We start from the raw sequence: 17,035 nt of genomic DNA, 5'->3' as shown, positions 1-17,035 counted from the left end.
GGACCGATTGAACGCGCTCACCGATGGCGTTGTCGCCATCGTCCTGACGATCATGGTGCTGGAGCTGAAATTTCCGGAAGAGCCGACGATGCAGGCGGTCTTGCACATCCTTCCGCTTCTCGCCGCTTACCTACTCGCCTTCATCTACGTCGCTATCTACTGGAACAACCATCATCACATGATGCAGTCGACGCGTAAGGTGACCGGTTCGGTTTTATGGGCCAACCACGCACTGCTGTTCTGCCTGACCCTGTTTCCGCTGATGATCCGCTGGATCGACGAAGCGGGGCCGACCGCCTGGCCTGTCGCGTCCTTCGGGCTGGTGCTGGTCGGCGCTTCGATCTGTTACGTGCTGCTCGAACGTGCATTGATCGCCGCGGAAGGCGACGGCTCAAGCGTTAAATCCGCAGTCGGGGGCCGTGGGAAAGAGTGGATCAGCTTCTCGGGCTATCTCGCCTCGGTACCGCTGGCATTCGTCTCGCCATTTATCTCGATCGCCATCTATGTCGGCATCGCCCTGCTCTGGTTGATCCCCGACCGCCGGTTCGAGCGACGCTTGCAGCAATAGGCCGCGCTTCCCACCTCCTTCGCAAAGGAGATGAGTTTGGAAAGCTGGCACGGAACCACGATCTTGGGCGTCAAGAAGGACGGCAAGACCGTCATCGCCGGCGACGGTCAGGTGTCGATGGGCAATACGGTGATGAAGCCGAACGCCAAAAAGGTGCGGCGCATCGGCGACAAGGGTGAGGTCATCGGCGGCTTTGCCGGCGCCACCGCCGATGCCTTCACCTTGTTCGAGCGGCTCGAGCGCAAGCTGGAGCAATATAACGGGCAACTGATGCGTGCTTCGGTCGAGCTCGCCAAGGACTGGCGGACCGACAAGTACCTGCGCAACCTGGAGGCACTGATGATCGTCGCCGACAAGGATGTGATGCTGATCCTGACCGGCAACGGCGATGTGCTGGAGCCCGAAGGCGGCATCGCCGCGATCGGTTCGGGCGGGAATTACGCGCTGGCTGCGGCACGCGCGCTGACCGACTACGAACAAGACCCCGAAGTGCTGGCGCGCCGCGCGATGGCCATCGCCGCCGAAGTCTGCGTCTTCACCAACGACCGCCTGACCGTCGAAACGATCGGCTAGGCGGCCGTTGGCTGAAGAACTTAGCGGAACTTGAGCCGGATGCCGGCGCGGTAGGCGCGGCCCAGCAGGTCGCTGTACGTCGTGTTCGCGGCGAGGCCGGTCTCCGGCAGAAGAATCGGCCAGCGGTCGAACACGTTGGTCACGTTGACGAAGAACTCGCCGTCCCCGCGGCCCATGACGTTGAACTTCTTGGTGAGGTTCAGGTCGACGTAGAACGAGCCCGAAATGTGCAGGTCGTCATAGGTCGGGTGCGAGGTGGTCGAGAGCGGGCAGTTCGTCGTGCACTCGATCGCCGCCTTATCATAGACGCTGGAGCTGACGCCGCGACCGACCAAGGTGACCGAGTAGGAAGGGGTGTCATAGCTCGCCGTACCGCGGAAGAACCACTTTGGGAGGCTCGTCGATCCAGCGGTGTTGACGACGACACTGCCCGCCACACCCGTGTTGATGATGTTGTCGATGTTCCGGGTTGCAACGCCGCGCAGCGTGAAGGCGCCAGGACCGATCTTGCGGCGGTAGGCCGCGTCGAAGTCGATGCCGCGTGACAGGATGCTGACGAAGTTGAACGGCGAGCGGCTGATCAGGACCCGCCCCGGGGTGCTCGGGTCGGGCAGGATCGCGGCGCAGGTCTGCTGGTTGCCGTCGAAACAGCGATTGATGATCTCTTGGGCGCTAAGCACGTCGATCGCGCCCTTCAGGTTGATCCGGTAATAATCGACCGACGCCGTAAAGCCCGGAATGAAACGCGGCGAAACGACCGCGCCGATGTTCCACTGATCAGCCTTTTCCGGCTTCAGGTTGGTGTTGCCGGTGACCGTGCCGAGATACGGCAGGCTGTTCGGATACGTGGCGCTACCCGGCCCCACGCCCGGGAAGAACGGGTTGCGGACGGTGTCGGTATTCTGCGTGCCGCCCTGATAGAGTTCGTTGAGGTTTGGCGCCCGAATGTCGCGCGAACGGGTGACGCGGAAGCGGATGTCCTCGATGGGTTGCCAAGTGGCGCCGAGCTTCCACGTCGTGACGTAGCCGGAGGTCGAATAGTCGGTCGCTCGTACCGCGCCGTTGAATTCAAGCCCAAACCCAAGCGGAACGACGGTTTCGAGATAGGCTTCCTTGACGCTGTAGCTGCCGTTCGTCGGCAGATAATTGCCCACCGACCAGCGGGTTGTGGTGACGCCGTTGGCAACTGTCGGCTGGAACTGGGTAGGCACAAATCCGTGCACCTGTTCCTTGCGGTATTCAGCGCCGACCGCGACGCTGACATCCCCCGCCCAGGTCCTGAACGGCGTCAGGGAGAGATTGGCGCCGAACACTGTCTGCTCGATCGTCTCGTTGCGATACGGATCGCCAAGAACGTAATCGATCGCCGCGGCGTTCGCGACGCCAAGGCCAAGCAGGTTCAGCGGGACGCAGCTTGGGTCGTCGTTGGTCGTGCTGGCGTCTGCGTTGATGGCGCAGGAGATCGAGGTTCCGCCATTGGTGAACACCGCGTTCAGCGCATTGGCGCGGAACTGTGTCTGCTGAATGTTGCGGAGCTGCTCATGCAGCTTGGCGCGGCCATATTGTCCGTAGAAATCCCAGTGCGCCGGCTTGCCGAACAAATTGAATTCACCGTCCATCCCGGCGGCAAGACGCATTACCTTACGGGTGTTGTCAGTCACACGATACGGCAGGTCGGCCGCAGTCGTCGCCAGCGTGACGCTGGTAATCCCCGCCAGACGCGTCGGGCCAAGCGCGTTGTAAAGGAACGCGTTGCAGGTCGCCGGCGCGGTCGCCGCGCTGGCTGCCGTGCCGCAGCCTGTCGCGTTGAGCGTCAGACCGGTCATCAGGTTCGGGCCGGCATTGAAGCGGACGTTCTGCCAATTGTACGAGCCTTCGGCCCAGACGTTCACATTGTCGGCAACCTCGAAGCTGGCTCGCGCGAACCCGCCTCGGCGCTCGTCCTTCGGATCAAGGCCGATGCGGCGCCCGGAGTCATTGACCCGCCAGTCGCCGCCTTGAGTCAGCGACGGGGCCGAAGCGCCCGTCGGCGACGGGAAGGTCAGAGCTCCATACTGGTACTGATTTACCGATCCGCCCTGCCCAAAATAAATGCCGCGCAGGCGGTTCGCGGTGCCGCCAGCCGAGCCTGTTATGAGCCCACCCGGCGTCGAATTTGCGGCGCCGACCTGACGGCGGATCAGGAACTGCGGCGTGGTGCTGGTCGAGGTCCAGGCCGGGTCCTGGATGCGGACGAAACCCGTCTGGTTCCATTCGCGGTCGACTTCGAAGATGCCGTCCTTGTGGGCAAATTCGCCGGCCAGAAGGATGTGGCCGCGGCCGCCGCCGAACGAGAAGCCGCCGGCGACATTGGTCGAGTAGTTGAGGCCGTCGCCCTTGTCGGTGATGCCGATATCGGATTCGACGCGGATGCCCGTCAGCTTCTTGTTGAGGACGAAGTTGACGACGCCGGCGACGGCGTCCGAACCGTAGGCCGCCGACGCACCGCCGGTAACGATTTCGACGCGGTCGACGAGCAACTGGGGAATGGTGTTGACGTCGACCAGGCCCTGGACCGTCGAGCCGACCGAGCGGCGGCCGTCGAGCAGGACGAGGGTGCGTACGGTGCCGAGGTTGCGGAGGTTCAGGGTGTTGACGCCGCCGATGCCGCTGCTGAGCTCAAGCCGTGAGTTCGACGGGCGGGTCGAGCCGGCGAGCGCGGGCAGCTGGTTGACGAGGTCGGCAATGTTGTTGGTCGGCGCCGTGTTCTGAATGTCTTCGCGGGTGACGACCGTCAGCGGCGTCGGCGCCTGGTAACCGTCGCGAACGACGCGCGTGCCGGTGACGACGATCTGCTCCTTCTCGCTGGGCGGCGTCGGCGCCTGCGCTTCGTCCGTCGGAGGCGCCGCGACGTCGCTGGGGGTCGGCGTCGGGGCCGGTTGCGTCGTCTGGGCTTGAGCCGCCCCTGCGGCCATCAAAGCGGCGAGCGCCGTCCCGCAGCGAAGATACGAGTCAAGAAAGTGCAACGTACGCATGGCAGAATTTCCCCCTGAGCCACGGCCCCAAAGCGGCATTAAGTAACAGTCGCGCCTGCGCACGCCATAGTTTCTTTTGGGCCGCCTATAACTTCCGATAATTGTTGATTTGGCGCATCAGTTTTCGCTCGCGACCATCTCTAGCGCCGCGTCCATCGTTTCCCGCGCGCTGGTGCCGGACGGTTCGTCGTTGGCGAACATTGAGAAGGTCAGCGTCCGCCCGCTTTTGGCGATCATGTAGCCGGACAGGGCGCGCGTCGCATTGAGGGTGCCGGTCTTGGCGAACAGACGGCCTTGCAGTGTCGATCCCTGAAAGCGGCTTTTGAGCGTTCCGTCGTAGCCGGCGATGGGCAGCGTCGCCCGCCAGGTCGCACCCCAGGGCTGAGCCGCCACCCAGCGAAGAAACTTCACCGCCGACCTTGGCGCGACGCGATTGTACGTCGACATGCCGGAGCCGTCGGAAAAGTCGAACCCGGTGCGCGGGACTCCGGCACTGGCCAGCAGGGCCTGCACCGCCTGCTGTCCATCCTCGATTGACCCTGTGCCCCTGAGCAGCCCGACGCGGCGCAGCGTCAGCTCCGCATGAAGGTTTTGGCTGACCTTGTTGATGGTGGTCATGTCCTGCGTGAGCGGGGGCGGCGTGAGCTTTGCCAGCACTTCGCCTGCGGCCGGACGGGTCGGCGGCGCGTTGCCCCGTTTTTCGGGATCGTCAGCGAAGGCGAGCGGCCTGTGCACGGAACGAACGCTGCCCCTCACCTTTACGCCTCGCACTTCCAGCAAGGCCTTCAGGCGCCAGGCGGCGTAGTGCGCCGGGTCGTCGATGCCGAGGCCGATGCTTTCCGGCTTGGCGTCCGCCGCGATGGTGCCGAACAGGCGCAGTGTCCGGTCGGCCGGCATACGGTCGACCGTCAGGTCGGTTTTGCCGGTGGCGACCGTCACGGCTTGGTTGAGCACGGTGTAGTAAGGCTGGCTCAGTTGAAACGTGGGTGCCGAACCGACCGACGCGGGCGTGACGGTCAGACTGATCCGATTGTCGTCGATCGTGAGCGCGGAGATGCCGGTGCCATCCGACGATGGGATGTTGTTCCAGCTCATCCCTGGGCTCCAGCGCTGGTCGGGGAAGGCGGTGTCGTCGCCAATCACGTCGTTTACGCGGCGGGTTCGGGCCGCGACCGCATCCGCCAGCACCGCCAAGCAGTCGATGGTGCAATCCGCGGCGCTCGAAAGCCGCGCGTCGCCATTGCCGATCAGGCGGACATCGTTGCCGTCCAGGCCCACCGCGGCACCCCCTGTGGTGTCCGGCTGATCCATAGCCGGCAGGTTGGCGAAGGCTGCGGCGGTCGTGAACATTTTCGTGTTCGACGCGGGAATGAAGCGCGCGTCCGGCGCGATGGCGATGAGCTCGTGCCCGTCGTCCGCTGCGACGACGAGGCCGAAGCGCGTGCCCGGCGCCGCTTGAGCCAATCGCGCTTCCACGCGCTGCTGAAGCGTCTCCGCCGCCAACGTTGGTGTCGACGCACACAGGAGCAAAGCGGCAAATAGGCTCGGCTTCATCATGGTCTCCTAGGCTTGGTTGGCCGCGCGATATCGCGCCTCGTCCAGCTCACCTTCCCACCGCGCAACGGTCGTTGCGACGGTGAGGTTGGCGCTCGCGCTGGGCACAGTGCGCGTCATGTCGAGCAGACGATCGAACGGCAGCACGAAGCCAACGATCAAAGCAGTCTGCTCGGGCGGAACGCCGACCGCCGACATGACGGCCGCCAGCATGAATAACGACGCAGAAGGAACGGGCGCCGTCCCGAACGCCGCCAAGGCCCCGGTCAGCAGGACGAGTGCGTAAACCGTGGGGGTGAGCGGCACGCCGAAAGCCTGCAGGCCGAACATGCTGAGCAGTCCGACGTACATGGCGGTGCCGTCTTTGCCGATGCTGGCGCCGAGCGGGAGCGTGGTCGAATAAACAGGGCGGCTAATGCCGAGGTTGCGGTCGGCGACACGCATCGCGACCGGCAAAGTCGCCGAGCTCGAAGCGGTCGAGAATGCGACGACAAGCGCGTCGATGATCCCGCGGAAGAATGGCAGTACCGGCAACCGCGCTAGCAGCCGCAGGATCAGGCTGTGCACGACGATGATCTGGAACAGCGAGCCGATCAGGACGGCAAGCGCCAGCCAGCCGACATGGATGAAAACCGACGCGCCGTTCGCCGCGACGGCGTTGGCTGTCAGCGCAAACACCCCGAACGGCGTCGCCTCCATGACGATGCCCACGACCCGGAACAGTACTGCCGAAGCGGCCTGGAGAAGATCCGCGAAGGGCTTGCCCGCTTCGCCGGTCAGCAACGTCCCGACGCCGAACAGGATTGCAACGAAGATGAGCGCCAGCATGTCGCCCTTCGCCAGCGCGTCGAAGATGTTGAGTGGGATGATGCCGATCAGTTGGTCGTAAGGGGTGACCGGCTTCCCGAGGACGTGCGGCGCGGCGGTGCCGAGCGGCGCGCCGATGCCGGGCCGCACGAGAGCCGCAACCGCCATGCCGACCGACACGGCGATCGCCGTCGTAAAGGCGAACATGCCGATCGTGCGAACACCGATCCCGCCAAGCCGCTTCGGGTCGCCAAGCGAGGTGATACCCGCCGCGATCGTCACCAGCACGATCGGTGCGACCAGCATGCGGATCGCGCGGACGAACAGGTCGCCGATGAAGGCAATTATCGGCGCGGCCGATGGCCATAGGAGCGCGAGCGCCAGGCCGAGGACCAGTCCGCCGAGGACGCGCTTCCACAGCGGAATCGATAGCCAGCGTGTCAAACTGTCCCCCAGAACCCCCTTGCGGGCGGGACGATGCGACCCCCGTCGTCCGTCACGCCGCCCGGCAAGTCCTCCTTGAGCCAGAGCGGCCCATCGAGGTCAACGAAGTCCGACATCCGCGCCACGTGCAGCGCCGGCGCGATCGAGCGGGATGAACTGATCATGCAGCCGGTCATCAGCCCGAGCCCGCAGGCGCGCGCGGCCTCGGCAAGCTGGAGCGCGGCGGTGAGTCCGCCTGACTTGTCCAGCTTGACGTTCACAAACTGATAGCGACGGGCGACACGCGGGAGATCGGCCGCGATGTGGACAGCCTCGTCGGCGCAGATCGGGACGGCCGGCGCGAAGCCTTCGATCCAGTCATCCTTGTCGGCAGGGATCGGTTGCTCGAGAAGGTCGACGCGCGCCTCCATGAGCACGTCCTGCATGCGCTCGACCAAGGCTTGATCCCAGCTCTCATTGGGGTCCACGATCAGCCGCGCATCGCCTGCAGCGGCGCGAACGGCACGAATCGCTGCTGCCGGATCATCGGCATCGACCTTGATCTTGAGCAGCGGGGCATCAGCCACCGCGGCGGCGGCAGCGGCCATGGCATCCGGTGTATCTATTCCTATCGTAAGCGCACTGATCAAAGCCGTCGGTTCAGGGGCGCCAATCAGCGCGGCGACCGTGCGGCCAGAGAGCCGCGCTTCGAGATCCCATAGCGCACAGTCGATGGCGTTTCGTGCCGCACCCGGGGGGATCGCCGTCAGCAAGGTGTCACGATCGGCGCCTTCTTCGACCTCGGTTTGCGCAGCCTCAATCTGCGCGATGACGCTATCGAGGCTCTCGCCGTAGCGCGGATAGGGCACGCCCTCGCCGCGTCCCACGACGCCGCCCTGCTCGACCGACACCGTCACCACGTCCGCCGCGGTCTTCACGCCGCGGGAGATGCGGAACGGTCGGCTTAGAGGGAAACGGTCGTGGCGGACGCTGAGCGTTCGGCGCATAGCATTTCGTCGATGATCGCCTCGACCTCGAAGGCCATCGGGTCGGTGCAGGGCAGGCCAAGCCGGTCTTCGGTCTGACGACACATTGCTTCGGCGCGAGCGCGGTCGAGGCGAGAAGTATTCAGGCAGATGCCGACGGCGCGAACATTCGGGCTCGTCAGTCGCGCCGCCTCCAGATTGCGGCTCAGCGTGTCCTCAAGGCCCGGCAAGGGACGTCCGGGAATACCGCGCATATGCGGTCGCTCGGGCTCGTGGCACAGGACGAGCGCCTCAGGCTGAGCGCCGTGCAACAGACCCAGTGAAACGCCTGCGAATGAGGGGTGAAACAGCGAGCCCTGGCCTTCGATCAAATCCCAGCCATCATCGCTCCGCGCCGGCGCAAGCCGCTCGATGGCGCCGGAAATGAAGTCTGCAACTACGGCGTCCACCGGGACGCCATCGCCGGCAATCAGGATGCCGGTCTGGCCCGTGGCGCGAAAATCAGCAGCGACGCCCCGCGCTTGCAGCGCGCGGGTCAGCGCCAGCGTGCTGTACATCTTGCCCACCGAGCAATCGGTACCAACGGTTAGCAGACGCTTGCCGGCGCGGTGATAGCCATTGCCGACGACGAGACCCGGCGGGACATCGCGAACGTCGAACAGCTGCAATCCACGCTCGGCCGCCAGCGAGGCCAGGCGCGGTTCGTTCCGCAAGCGCTCGTGCATGCCCGCCGCCACGTTCAGGCCAGCTTCCAGCGCTGCAACAGCGTCCGCGACAAGTTCCTCGCCCAGTTTGCCGCCGGCGCTGGCGATACCGAGAACAAGCGTTCGCGCACCGGCCGCCGCAGCCTCCGCCATCGTCATCCGCGGCAGGCCAAGCGTCAGCGTGCTAGCGTCATGCCGGAATTCGCCGACGCAATCTTCGCGGCGGAATTCAGCCATGCCACGCGACGTCTTGACGTCAGCGGGCTCGGTGCGGCTCCCGAGATACAAAAGGAAAGGACCAGGGATCATGGGGCGAAGCGTATCGTGCGCCGCGCGCCGCCGTTCATAACGAGTGCGTCGCTCGGCATAGCCTGCCGTTATAGAGCGTCGATCACCCCCGCGAGGGTCTTCAGGAACTCCGCGGCAAGCGCTTTCGGCGGCCGATTGATGAGATACATCGCCTGGACGTCGAAGGTCAGGCGGGGCTTGAGCGGCCGCATCGAAAGGCCGGGCGTCAGCGAAGCCTGGGCGGTGAAGCTGTCGACGACCGCCATGCCGACACCCTGTCTGACGAGGGCGCAGGCGATGTAGAAGGTGCGGGCCGACACGACCTCGTCGACGTCGAGCTCGAGCTCCAGCCGCTGGAGTTCCTGGCTGAACACCCCGCCGATCGGCCCACTTGCCGCGAGGCTGATGAACCGGCGGCCATTGAGCACCTGAAGATCGACCGACGCTGGTGCGTCCGGCAAGTCCTCCTCGCGATAGAGCAGGACGAGTTCGCCCTCGCCGAGCCAGTGGCTGCCGATCGGCGTGGCCGGCGGCACCTGATAGGCGACAGCGACGTCGGTCTCCCGCTCATAGAGTTTACGCAGCAGATCATCGTGATGGATGGTCTGCAGATCGAATTTCACATTTTCGTGCGTCTGCATGAACCGCGCCACTGCGGTCGGCAGCGCGTCCAGCGCGAGGGATGGCAGCGCCGAGATTCGCAACGTCCCGCCCGCGCCACGCTTCATATTGCGGCCCGCTTCTCGCAGGGCATGAACGCGATCCTGGATTTCGCTGACGTCTGCGAACAGCATGTGGGCGTCTTCGGTCGGGACGAGCCCCGCGCTGGTCCGCTGGAATAAGGTGAAGCCGAGCAGGGATTCGGCATGACGCAGCATCTTCGACACCGAAGGCTGCGACACATTCAGCGCTCGCGCCGCCGCGCTGACCGACCCGTTCACATAGACCGCGTGGAAAATCTCGATGTGGCGAAGGTTCATTGGGCCGAGCCATAGCAAAAGTGGCGGAGACGGAGGGATTCGAACCCTCGGTACGGGAATACCCCGTACGGCGGTTTAGCAAACCGCTGGTTTCAGCCACTCACCCACGTCTCCGCAGCGGCTCAGGAGCGCGGGCTATAGTCAGGCCTTTTGAAAGCTTCAACCGGAGGCCGCGCTTTGCGGCTCGATGGCCAGCCGCATCGACAGATCCATCGTCTCGCCAGGCGCGAGCACGCGCATGCCAAGCTCGGGCCATTCGCTTTCCGGCGCATTGAGCGCCGCGTTTGCGTGAGACACCGGCTCAGCAACGAATATCCCACCGGTGGACGGCGAGTAGACTTGGAAAAACTTGGCGTCCGCGGAAGTCATTCGGATGCTGAAGGGCCAAGCCGAGTCGACGATTGTCGCTTCGCCGGCCCAATCACCGAAGCCGTTGTCCAAGTCCTGTCCGCAGATCCGCCGCTCGCGAAGGTCGTATCGACCCGTGGCCGGCACGCGCTCAACCGGCAGAACTTTGTCGTCGATGGTCCATGCAACTTCGACGTTCGTGTCGAGCACGGTAGCGGATCCGCAGGGGAAATACGGGTGAAAGCCGAGCCCGCAGGGCATCGGGGTATCCGACAGGCTCCGGCAGTCGAGTTCAAGGCTGAGCGCCCCCTCATCAAGCTTGAACCGCTGGCGCGCTTCGTACGCCCAGGGCCATTCGCCGGCTTCGTGGCGAAACGACAAGGTCGCGGAAGCTTGGGTCTGCTCTTCAACCTCCCAGGAATTTAGCCACCCCTGCCCGTGCAGCGGACTCGGGTCGCCTGCCATGTTGGGCTCGATCGCGACCTCGCGGCCCCGGAATGTGAAGCGGCCGTCACGGATACGATTCACGTAGGGGACCAGCGGAAAGCTGGCGGCATCGAGCACCTTCTCCAGCGGATTGGGACAGCGGCGCAGGATAGGCCAGCCGCCTGCTGCGTCGTTCCACTCGAATGCCGAGATCGAGCCGCCAACCGCCGGGTCGATGACCAACCGCAGCGGCCCGGCCATCAACTCGATCGTCTTATTCATGACAACCCTTTCGAAACTTCCCTGGGGATAAAATGCGATTGCCGATTGCACACCGAATCGCGCGCCTTGTATTTGAACGCCCGAGGTCCTGGGGAGGGTCAATCATGGGTAGGCGGGTCAAGGAATTCGTCGACGTTGCGGACCATGCGTCGATCGACGAGCTCATCGCGAAACTGACGGAGATACGGGCAGCGCTACCGGAAGAGGCGCATGCCGAGTTACGCCTAAGAGGCGACGAGGTGTTCGGACACCGAATCACTATCTCCTACTATCGGCAGCAAACCGCGGAGGAAGCGGCGATCGAGCAGCGCTATGCCGATGCGGCTCGCGCGGCGAAGGAAGCGGAGCTGGCGCGCCTTCAAGCAGAGCTTGGCGTGGTTTGCTATGCGGCGCCCGGCAAGCGCGAGAAGCTGCGCATCGTCGCCTGACGGCTAGGCCGGGCGGAAATTCATCGCCAGGCCATTCATGCAATAGCGAAGGCCGGTCGGCTTTGGGCCGTCGTTGAAAACGTGCCCAAGGTGCCCGCCGCAGCGCGAGCAGAGGACTTCGGTCCGTTCCATCAACAAACTGCGGTCGGCGCGCGTGACGACGGCGCCGGACAGCGGCTTCCAGAAGCTGGGCCAGCCGGTGCCGCTGTCGAACTTCGTGGCGGAATCGAACAGGGGGCGCGCGCAACCCGCACAGATGAAGGTGCCCCGGCGATGCTCCTTGTTGAGTGGGCTGGTGAACGGCCGCTCGGTCGAGGCTTCGCGCAGGATGGCGAAGCGCTGCGGCCCCAGCATCTTCTTCCACTCGGCCGGCGTGTGATTGACCGCGAAATGCATCGCGGGCGCGGCGGTGCCGGAACGGCCGAACAGCATCATAGATGCCGCCGCGACGCCGGCGGAACCAAGGAAAAAGCGACGATCGATCATGTACAATCCTTTCGCAAATCGCCGTTGAACGGCCGATGAAGCGCGCTTGTCCGCAGGCCGAGGCGCTTTAAAGATACGCGTCGACGCAGCTTGGGGACGCAGCTTGATCGCCAGACTTTCGGGAACGCTTGCGGAGACGAGCAGCGACAGCGCGGTGATCGACGTCGGCGGCGTAGGCTACATGGTGCACCTCAGCACGCGTGCGCTCGACGCCTTGGGACCGGTTGGCGGACAGGTGCTGGTGCTAACCGAACTGCAGGTGCGCGAGGACGCATGGACACTCTTCGGCTTTGCCTCTCAGGCCGAGCGCGATGCGTTCCGCACGTTGACCAGCGTCCAGGGCGTGGGGGGGCGCCTAGCGCTGGCGATTCTCTCGGTCCTCCCGCCGGACGAGCTGGCGCGGGCGGTGGCGCAGGAAGACAAGGCGATGATCGGTCGCGCCAATGGCGTGGGCCCAAAGCTTGCCGCGCGCATTGCCAATGAATTGCAGGGCAAGCTCGGCGTCGCCGCCATCGGAGGCATCGCACCGGCACCGCGCGGCAACTCGGCGCGCGATGCGCTGTCCGCGCTCGCCAACCTCGGGTTCAAGCCGGCCGACGCCAGCGCCGCCGTGAACGCGGCTCAGGACGAGCTCGGCAACGAGGCGACCCTCGATGCGTTGGTGCGACTGGCGCTGAAGAAAGCTGCAAGATGACCAAGCGCACCGCCTCGTGCCGCTGCGGGCAACTCCGCGCCACCGCCGCCGGCGAGCCGGTCCGCACGTCGGTCTGTCACTGCCTCAATTGTCAGAAAAGATCGGGCAGCGCATTCGCAGTGCAGGTTCGCTTTCCCGCAGATCAGGTCAGCATCGACGGGCGGTCGGGGAGCTTCGCCAAAGCCGGCGACAGCGGCGCTGTAGCGACCTTCCACTTCTGCCCGGACTGCGGGTCGGACGTTTATTATCTGGCCGGGGACGAGAATTTGGTCGCCATCCCACTCGGCGCGTTCGACGATCCCTATTTCGCGAAGATCAACTATTCCGTCTACGAATCGCGCAAGCAGCCCTGGCTCGGGGCCATCGAGGCAGCCGATCATTACGACTGATCGTCAGGCGACCCAGGCGTCGCGATAGACGCGCAGGAAGTTGCCGCCCATCAGCTTTTCGAGCCGCGCCTGCGACCAGCCGCGCTTCTGCAGGTCGGCAGCGAAGCGGCGGTAGCGGTCGACGCTGTCGTAGTCGGCGACCATCGGATAGACGCCGACCGCCTCCCCCGGCGCGGCAATCCCAAGCCTGATCCGCTCGCGTTGCCAGTCATCCATCCGCTTTTTGCTCGCCGCGTCCATGTTGGTCGGCAGCACGCCATTGTCGGTGCCGATCCCGACGTGGTCCTCGCCAACCACCTTTGCGACATGCTCGACATGGGCGATGACGTCGGCGGCGGCCGGATGCATGTCGGCACGCAGGTAGGGCATGAAATAGACGCCGACGACGCCGCCCTTGTCCGCCACCGCCTTCATTGACGCGTCGGATGTATTGCGCGGATGGTCCATCAACGCGCGCGATCCGGTGTGGCTGATGACCAGCGGCCGCTTGGCGAAGGCGATGGCCTCCTCGATCGTTCGAGCACCGCCATGGGACAGATCGAGGAGCAGCTTTTCCGCCTCGATGCGCTCGATCGTCTTGCGACCCAGATTGGACAGGCCGGAGTTGGCAGGCTCGAGAGACCCATCGCCGCTGAGGTTGCGGAGGTTGTAGGTAAGCTGGACGGTCATGACGCCGTCCTTCTTCATCTCCGCCAGCCGGTCGAGCACCGGCCCGACCATCGACGTATCCTGCGTGCCGAGCACGACGCCGAACTTCTTCTCGCGCTTGGCGCGCAGAATGTCGGCGCTCGATCGGATCAGGATCAGACGGTCGGGATTGGCCGCGAACAACTGGCGCCGGCTGTCGATATTGCTCTTGAAGTCACCCCAGTTGTCGGCGGTGTTGCCGACCGGCAGGACGGTGTCGCGAACGACGGTCACCCCGGTCGCGACGGTTTCCGCCCAGGCGCGATCGCTCATTCGCATCCAGTCGTTCGGCGCATAAGGGTCGCCGGTCCCGCCAAGCGCGTCGATGATGATCGCGCGGTCGAACCAGCTGGATGGCGCCGGCCGTCGCTGCGCGAATGCCGGAGCGCCCGCCAACGTCGCCAAGCCGCCTGCGATCATGGTCCGCCGGTCGAATTTCATGGAGCCCCCTCCCTTCGCGCTGAACGCTTGTCGTAAGCCAATCCATCTGCGAATCAACGGCGTCCGATGGCCACCGACCCCGCCCGCATCACCACGCCCGAGCGCACCAGCGAAGACGCCGACGCGGCGCTGCGGCCGAAGAGCCTCGACGAGTTCATTGGCCAGCAGGCGGCGCGCGAGAACCTGCGGGTGTTCGTCAGCGCCGCCAAGGCGCGCGGCGAGGCGCTGGACCATGTACTGCTCCACGGCCCGCCGGGCCTGGGCAAGACGACATTGGCGGCGATCCTGGCGCGCGAGATGGGCGTGGGCTTTCGCGCGACCTCCGGACCGGTAATCGCCAAATCGGGGGATCTGGCGGCACTGCTGACCAACCTCGAGGACGGCGACGTCCTCTTCATCGACGAGATCCATCGGCTCAATCCCGCAGTCGAGGAAGTGCTTTATCCGGCGATGGAGGATCGTGCACTCGACCTGATGATCGGCGAAGGTCCTTCGGCGCGCTCGGTGCGGATCGACCTGCCGCGCTTCACCCTGGTCGGCGCGACTACACGGCAGGGCCTGCTGACAACCCCGCTTCGGGACCGCTTCGGCATCCCGGTTCGCCTGAACTTCTATACTGTCGAAGAGCTGGAGCTGGTCGTCAGCCGTGCGGCGCGACTGCTCGGTGCTGCGATCGCCGCTGACGGCGCGCGGGAGATTGCCCGGCGGTCGCGCGGGACACCTCGGATCGCCGGTCGCCTGCTGCGCCGCGTGCGCGACTTCGCCCATGCTGCGGGCGCCGACGAAATCGATGCCGCTGTCGCGGACCGCGCGCTGTCGCGATTGGAGATCGACGCGCTGGGGCTGGACGCAATGGATCGCCGCTATCTCGGCATGATCGCTGATCTCTACGGCGGTGGGCCAGTCGGCGTGGAGACGCTGGCGGCTGGCCTGTCCGAGCCGCGGGACACGATCGAGGATGTGATAGAGCCCTATCTCATTCAGCTTGGCCTCATCGCCCGCACGGCACGCGGGCGTTGCCTGAACGGCCGCGGCTACGCCCACCTTGGCCTGCCCATGCCGCAAGGTAGCCAGTCCGGACTGTTCGATCAGGGAGCTGCGTCCAAATAATGCGTCAAATACTGTTGCTCGCCGCCGCCGCGTTTGCGGCTCCGGCGTCCGCCCAGCCTGCGCCAACCGCGCCCGATTACAGCAAGCCGGCATCATGGCTTTGCCTGCCGGGACGGGCCGACACCTGTGCCAAGCCGCTGCCGACAACCGCGCTGAACCCGAACGGATATGGCTCGACGGGTCTCAGCGTCGTTGCCAAGGATCCGCCGGTTGACTGTTTCTACGTGTATCCGACCGTGTCTCGCGATCAGGGCATGAACAGCGACCTTAACGCCAGCGAGGAACTTGGCGCCGTCCAGACCCAATTCTCGCGGTTCGCCGGGGTCTGCCGGACCTACGCACCGATTTACCGTCAGATGACCCTGGGCGCAGTGGCCGCCGCCGCTGCCGGCGCTGATGTCACGGCGGCGGGAATCCTGGCGTACAGCGACGTCGTCTCGGCGTGGCGCAATTACCTGGCGACCAGGAATAATGGCCGGCCGTTCGTCCTGATCGGCCACAGCCAGGGCAGCCTGATGCTGCAGACGCTGATCTCCAAGGAGATCGAGACCAATCCGGCCGTCGCTGCGCGGATGAAGCTGGCGATCATCCCCGGTTTCAACGTCCTCGTCCCGCAGGGCAAGCTGGTCGGCGGCACCTTCAAGAAGACGCCGCTTTGCAGTCGCGTCGGCCAGACTGGCTGCGTGATGAGCTGGGTCAGCTTTCGCGAGAAGAATGTGCCGCCGGTGGGCGCGCTGTTCGGCATTGCGGACAAGCCCGGAATGACCGTCGGGTGCGTCAATCCGGCGCGCCCGGGTTCGACGGATTGGGCGCCGCTCGATAGCTATTGGTTCAGCCGCTCGACACTCCCCGTGCCCGGCGGTCCTATCACCTGGTCGAGCGAGGGTGCGCCACCGAGCCCGTATTTACGCACGGAGGGTCTCGTCTCGGCGCGCTGCGTCAACGACGGTCAGCGCGGCTATCTGTCGATCCGCACCAACCATAAGCCCGGCGAGAAATGGACCGACCGCATCGGCGGTGAGGTCGGGCTGATGAACATGTTCATGCCCGGCTGGGGCATGCACCTGTCTGACATACAGGAAGCGCAGGGCGACCTGATCCGCACGGTCGAAGCAATCAGTCCTCGATAATCTGGAACAGCTGCTCGACTGTACGGTCGAGGGCCTCGGCCAGTTTCAATGCCAGGATCGTCGACGGCGTGAAGACGCCATTTTCGACCGTGTTCACGGTCTTGCGCGTGACGCCGACGCGCTCGGCGAGCTCGGCCTGGGTGAGGCCAAGCTCGGTCCGGCGTTCCTTGAGACTATTGGCAAGCCGCTCAGGCATTGCGCAGCGCGCGGCGCTCCAGCGCGGCGAAGGAGATCAGTGCGGAGGCCAGTCCGACGGTCGTCACGATGTGAATCGCGTCGCGGCCGGGAACGGGGGTGAACATGCCGAGCACGTAGAGGAGGAAGCAGGTCAGCATCGCGTTGATGAAGCCGAGGCGCATGGCCCGCAGGCGATGAAGCTGCGTGGATTCGTCATTGGCAAGGTCGCGGACCTGCTTGGGAAACGCCCAGCCGCCCCCGGTTACCAGCGCGAGCAGGACGATGGCGGCCATCACCACCCACGCCGCGATCTTCACGTGGTCGACGGTACGCCCGTCATCTGTGGAGCTTAGGAACGCGCCTTGCTGCGTGATCAGCAGGATGGCCAATACCGGCAGCATCCGCGCCCGTTGCCTGGTCAGATATTCGGCCTTTTCGGCTGAGGTTTCGAGGCTGCCGCGATTCCGCAGCTTGAAGACCAGGATGATCAAGGCGCCGATCGCGACGCCAGCCACCAGTCCGATCGAATAATCGTTCATC

At 65.0% G+C, this 17,035-nt stretch carries 18 protein-coding genes and 1 tRNA gene; 7 read left to right on the top strand and 12 right to left on the bottom strand.

All coding sequences use genetic code 11. The features are described from left to right. Positions 1-7: 7 nt before the first annotated feature. Together QU596_RS10045 and hslV are read left to right on the top strand one after the other, a co-directional pair. Positions 8-568 (top strand): TMEM175 family protein, encoded by a 561-nt coding sequence (locus QU596_RS10045; protein WP_308515380.1) that lies wholly within the window; start codon positions 8-10, stop codon positions 566-568. A gap of 36 nt (positions 569-604) precedes the next feature. Continuing rightward, a complete protein-coding gene (hslV, locus tag QU596_RS10040; protein ID WP_420030912.1) occupies positions 605-1,141 on the top strand; it encodes an ATP-dependent protease subunit HslV in 537 nt (178 codons plus the stop codon). A gap of 20 nt (positions 1,142-1,161) precedes the next feature. On the opposite strand, the gene QU596_RS10035 is transcribed toward hslV, so the two are convergent. The 8 genes from QU596_RS10035 to QU596_RS10000 all read right to left on the bottom strand — a co-directional run bounded on the left by QU596_RS10035 (position 1,162) and on the right by QU596_RS10000 (position 10,953). Further along, positions 1,162-4,155: a TonB-dependent receptor plug domain-containing protein gene (locus QU596_RS10035; RefSeq protein WP_308515378.1), complete on the bottom strand. Its 2,994-nt coding sequence runs from the start codon at positions 4,153-4,155 to the stop codon at positions 1,162-1,164. Positions 4,156-4,272: 117 nt separating this feature from the next. After that, positions 4,273-5,658, bottom strand: a complete 1,386-nt coding sequence (gene dacB, locus QU596_RS10030; RefSeq protein WP_308515377.1) for a D-alanyl-D-alanine carboxypeptidase/D-alanyl-D-alanine endopeptidase — start codon at positions 5,656-5,658, stop codon at positions 4,273-4,275. A 60-nt stretch (positions 5,659-5,718) separates the two neighbouring features. Then, positions 5,719-6,960, bottom strand: a complete 1,242-nt coding sequence (locus QU596_RS10025; RefSeq protein ID WP_308515376.1) for a dicarboxylate/amino acid:cation symporter — start codon at positions 6,958-6,960, stop codon at positions 5,719-5,721. Further along, positions 6,957-7,946 (bottom strand): N-acetyl-D-Glu racemase DgcA, encoded by a 990-nt coding sequence (dgcA, locus tag QU596_RS10020; RefSeq protein WP_308515375.1) that lies wholly within the window; start codon positions 7,944-7,946, stop codon positions 6,957-6,959. The genes QU596_RS10025 and dgcA overlap by 4 nt, the downstream gene beginning before the upstream one ends. After that, positions 7,904-8,938, bottom strand: a complete 1,035-nt coding sequence (gene dgcN, locus QU596_RS10015) for an N-acetyltransferase DgcN (protein WP_308515374.1) — start codon at positions 8,936-8,938, stop codon at positions 7,904-7,906. The genes dgcA and dgcN overlap by 43 nt, the downstream gene beginning before the upstream one ends. A gap of 68 nt (positions 8,939-9,006) precedes the next feature. Then, positions 9,007-9,897, bottom strand: a complete 891-nt coding sequence (locus tag QU596_RS10010; RefSeq protein ID WP_308515373.1) for a LysR family transcriptional regulator — start codon at positions 9,895-9,897, stop codon at positions 9,007-9,009. A gap of 21 nt (positions 9,898-9,918) precedes the next feature. Then, positions 9,919-10,011 (bottom strand) — tRNA-Ser (locus QU596_RS10005). 45 nt (positions 10,012-10,056) lie between these two features. Further along, positions 10,057-10,953, bottom strand: coding sequence for an aldose 1-epimerase (locus QU596_RS10000; protein ID WP_308515372.1), 897 nt, complete (start codon positions 10,951-10,953; stop codon positions 10,057-10,059). A 104-nt stretch (positions 10,954-11,057) separates the two neighbouring features. On the opposite strand from QU596_RS10000, the gene QU596_RS09995 reads away from it, so the two are divergent. Continuing rightward, complete coding sequence (locus tag QU596_RS09995) at positions 11,058-11,381, top strand: hypothetical protein (protein ID WP_308515371.1); 324 nt, start codon at positions 11,058-11,060, stop codon at positions 11,379-11,381. A gap of 3 nt (positions 11,382-11,384) precedes the next feature. Here QU596_RS09995 and msrB read toward each other — a convergent pair whose 3' ends face one another. After that, entirely contained in the window at positions 11,385-11,867 is a 483-nt protein-coding gene (gene msrB / locus QU596_RS09990) for a peptide-methionine (R)-S-oxide reductase MsrB (protein ID WP_308515370.1), read from the bottom strand. A gap of 103 nt (positions 11,868-11,970) precedes the next feature. On the opposite strand from msrB, the gene ruvA reads away from it, so the two are divergent. Together ruvA and QU596_RS09980 are read left to right on the top strand one after the other, a co-directional pair. After that, a complete protein-coding gene (ruvA, locus tag QU596_RS09985) occupies positions 11,971-12,561 on the top strand; it encodes a Holliday junction branch migration protein RuvA (RefSeq protein ID WP_308515369.1) in 591 nt (196 codons plus the stop codon). Then, complete coding sequence (locus QU596_RS09980; RefSeq protein WP_308515368.1) at positions 12,558-12,950, top strand: GFA family protein; 393 nt, start codon at positions 12,558-12,560, stop codon at positions 12,948-12,950. The genes ruvA and QU596_RS09980 overlap by 4 nt, the downstream gene beginning before the upstream one ends. 3 nt (positions 12,951-12,953) lie before the next feature. On the opposite strand, the gene QU596_RS09975 is transcribed toward QU596_RS09980, so the two are convergent. Then, complete coding sequence (locus QU596_RS09975; RefSeq protein ID WP_308515367.1) at positions 12,954-14,078, bottom strand: dipeptidase; 1,125 nt, start codon at positions 14,076-14,078, stop codon at positions 12,954-12,956. Between the two features lie 66 nt (positions 14,079-14,144). On the opposite strand from QU596_RS09975, the gene ruvB reads away from it, so the two are divergent. Together ruvB and QU596_RS09965 are read left to right on the top strand one after the other, a co-directional pair. Then, on the top strand, positions 14,145-15,188 hold the full coding sequence (ruvB, locus tag QU596_RS09970; protein ID WP_308515366.1) for a Holliday junction branch migration DNA helicase RuvB: 1,044 nt from the start codon (positions 14,145-14,147) through the stop codon (positions 15,186-15,188). Continuing rightward, a complete protein-coding gene (locus tag QU596_RS09965; RefSeq protein ID WP_308515365.1) occupies positions 15,188-16,318 on the top strand; it encodes a DUF3089 domain-containing protein in 1,131 nt (376 codons plus the stop codon). Before ruvB ends, QU596_RS09965 begins: the two co-directional genes overlap by 1 nt. Here the strand turns inward: QU596_RS09965 and QU596_RS09960 are convergent. After that, positions 16,305-16,514: a helix-turn-helix transcriptional regulator gene (locus QU596_RS09960; protein WP_308515364.1), complete on the bottom strand. Its 210-nt coding sequence runs from the start codon at positions 16,512-16,514 to the stop codon at positions 16,305-16,307. The genes QU596_RS09965 and QU596_RS09960 overlap by 14 nt on opposite strands. Then, positions 16,507-17,034: a hypothetical protein gene (locus QU596_RS09955; RefSeq protein ID WP_308515363.1), complete on the bottom strand. Its 528-nt coding sequence runs from the start codon at positions 17,032-17,034 to the stop codon at positions 16,507-16,509. Before QU596_RS09955 ends, QU596_RS09960 begins: the two co-directional genes overlap by 8 nt. Position 17,035 lies beyond the last annotated feature (1 nt).

It is taken from the genome of Sphingomonas flavescens (genome assembly GCF_030866745.1).
In the GTDB taxonomy this organism is placed as follows: domain Bacteria; phylum Pseudomonadota; class Alphaproteobacteria; order Sphingomonadales; family Sphingomonadaceae; genus Sphingomicrobium; species Sphingomicrobium flavescens.
This window is presented reverse-complemented; position numbering and strand designations above follow the sequence as displayed.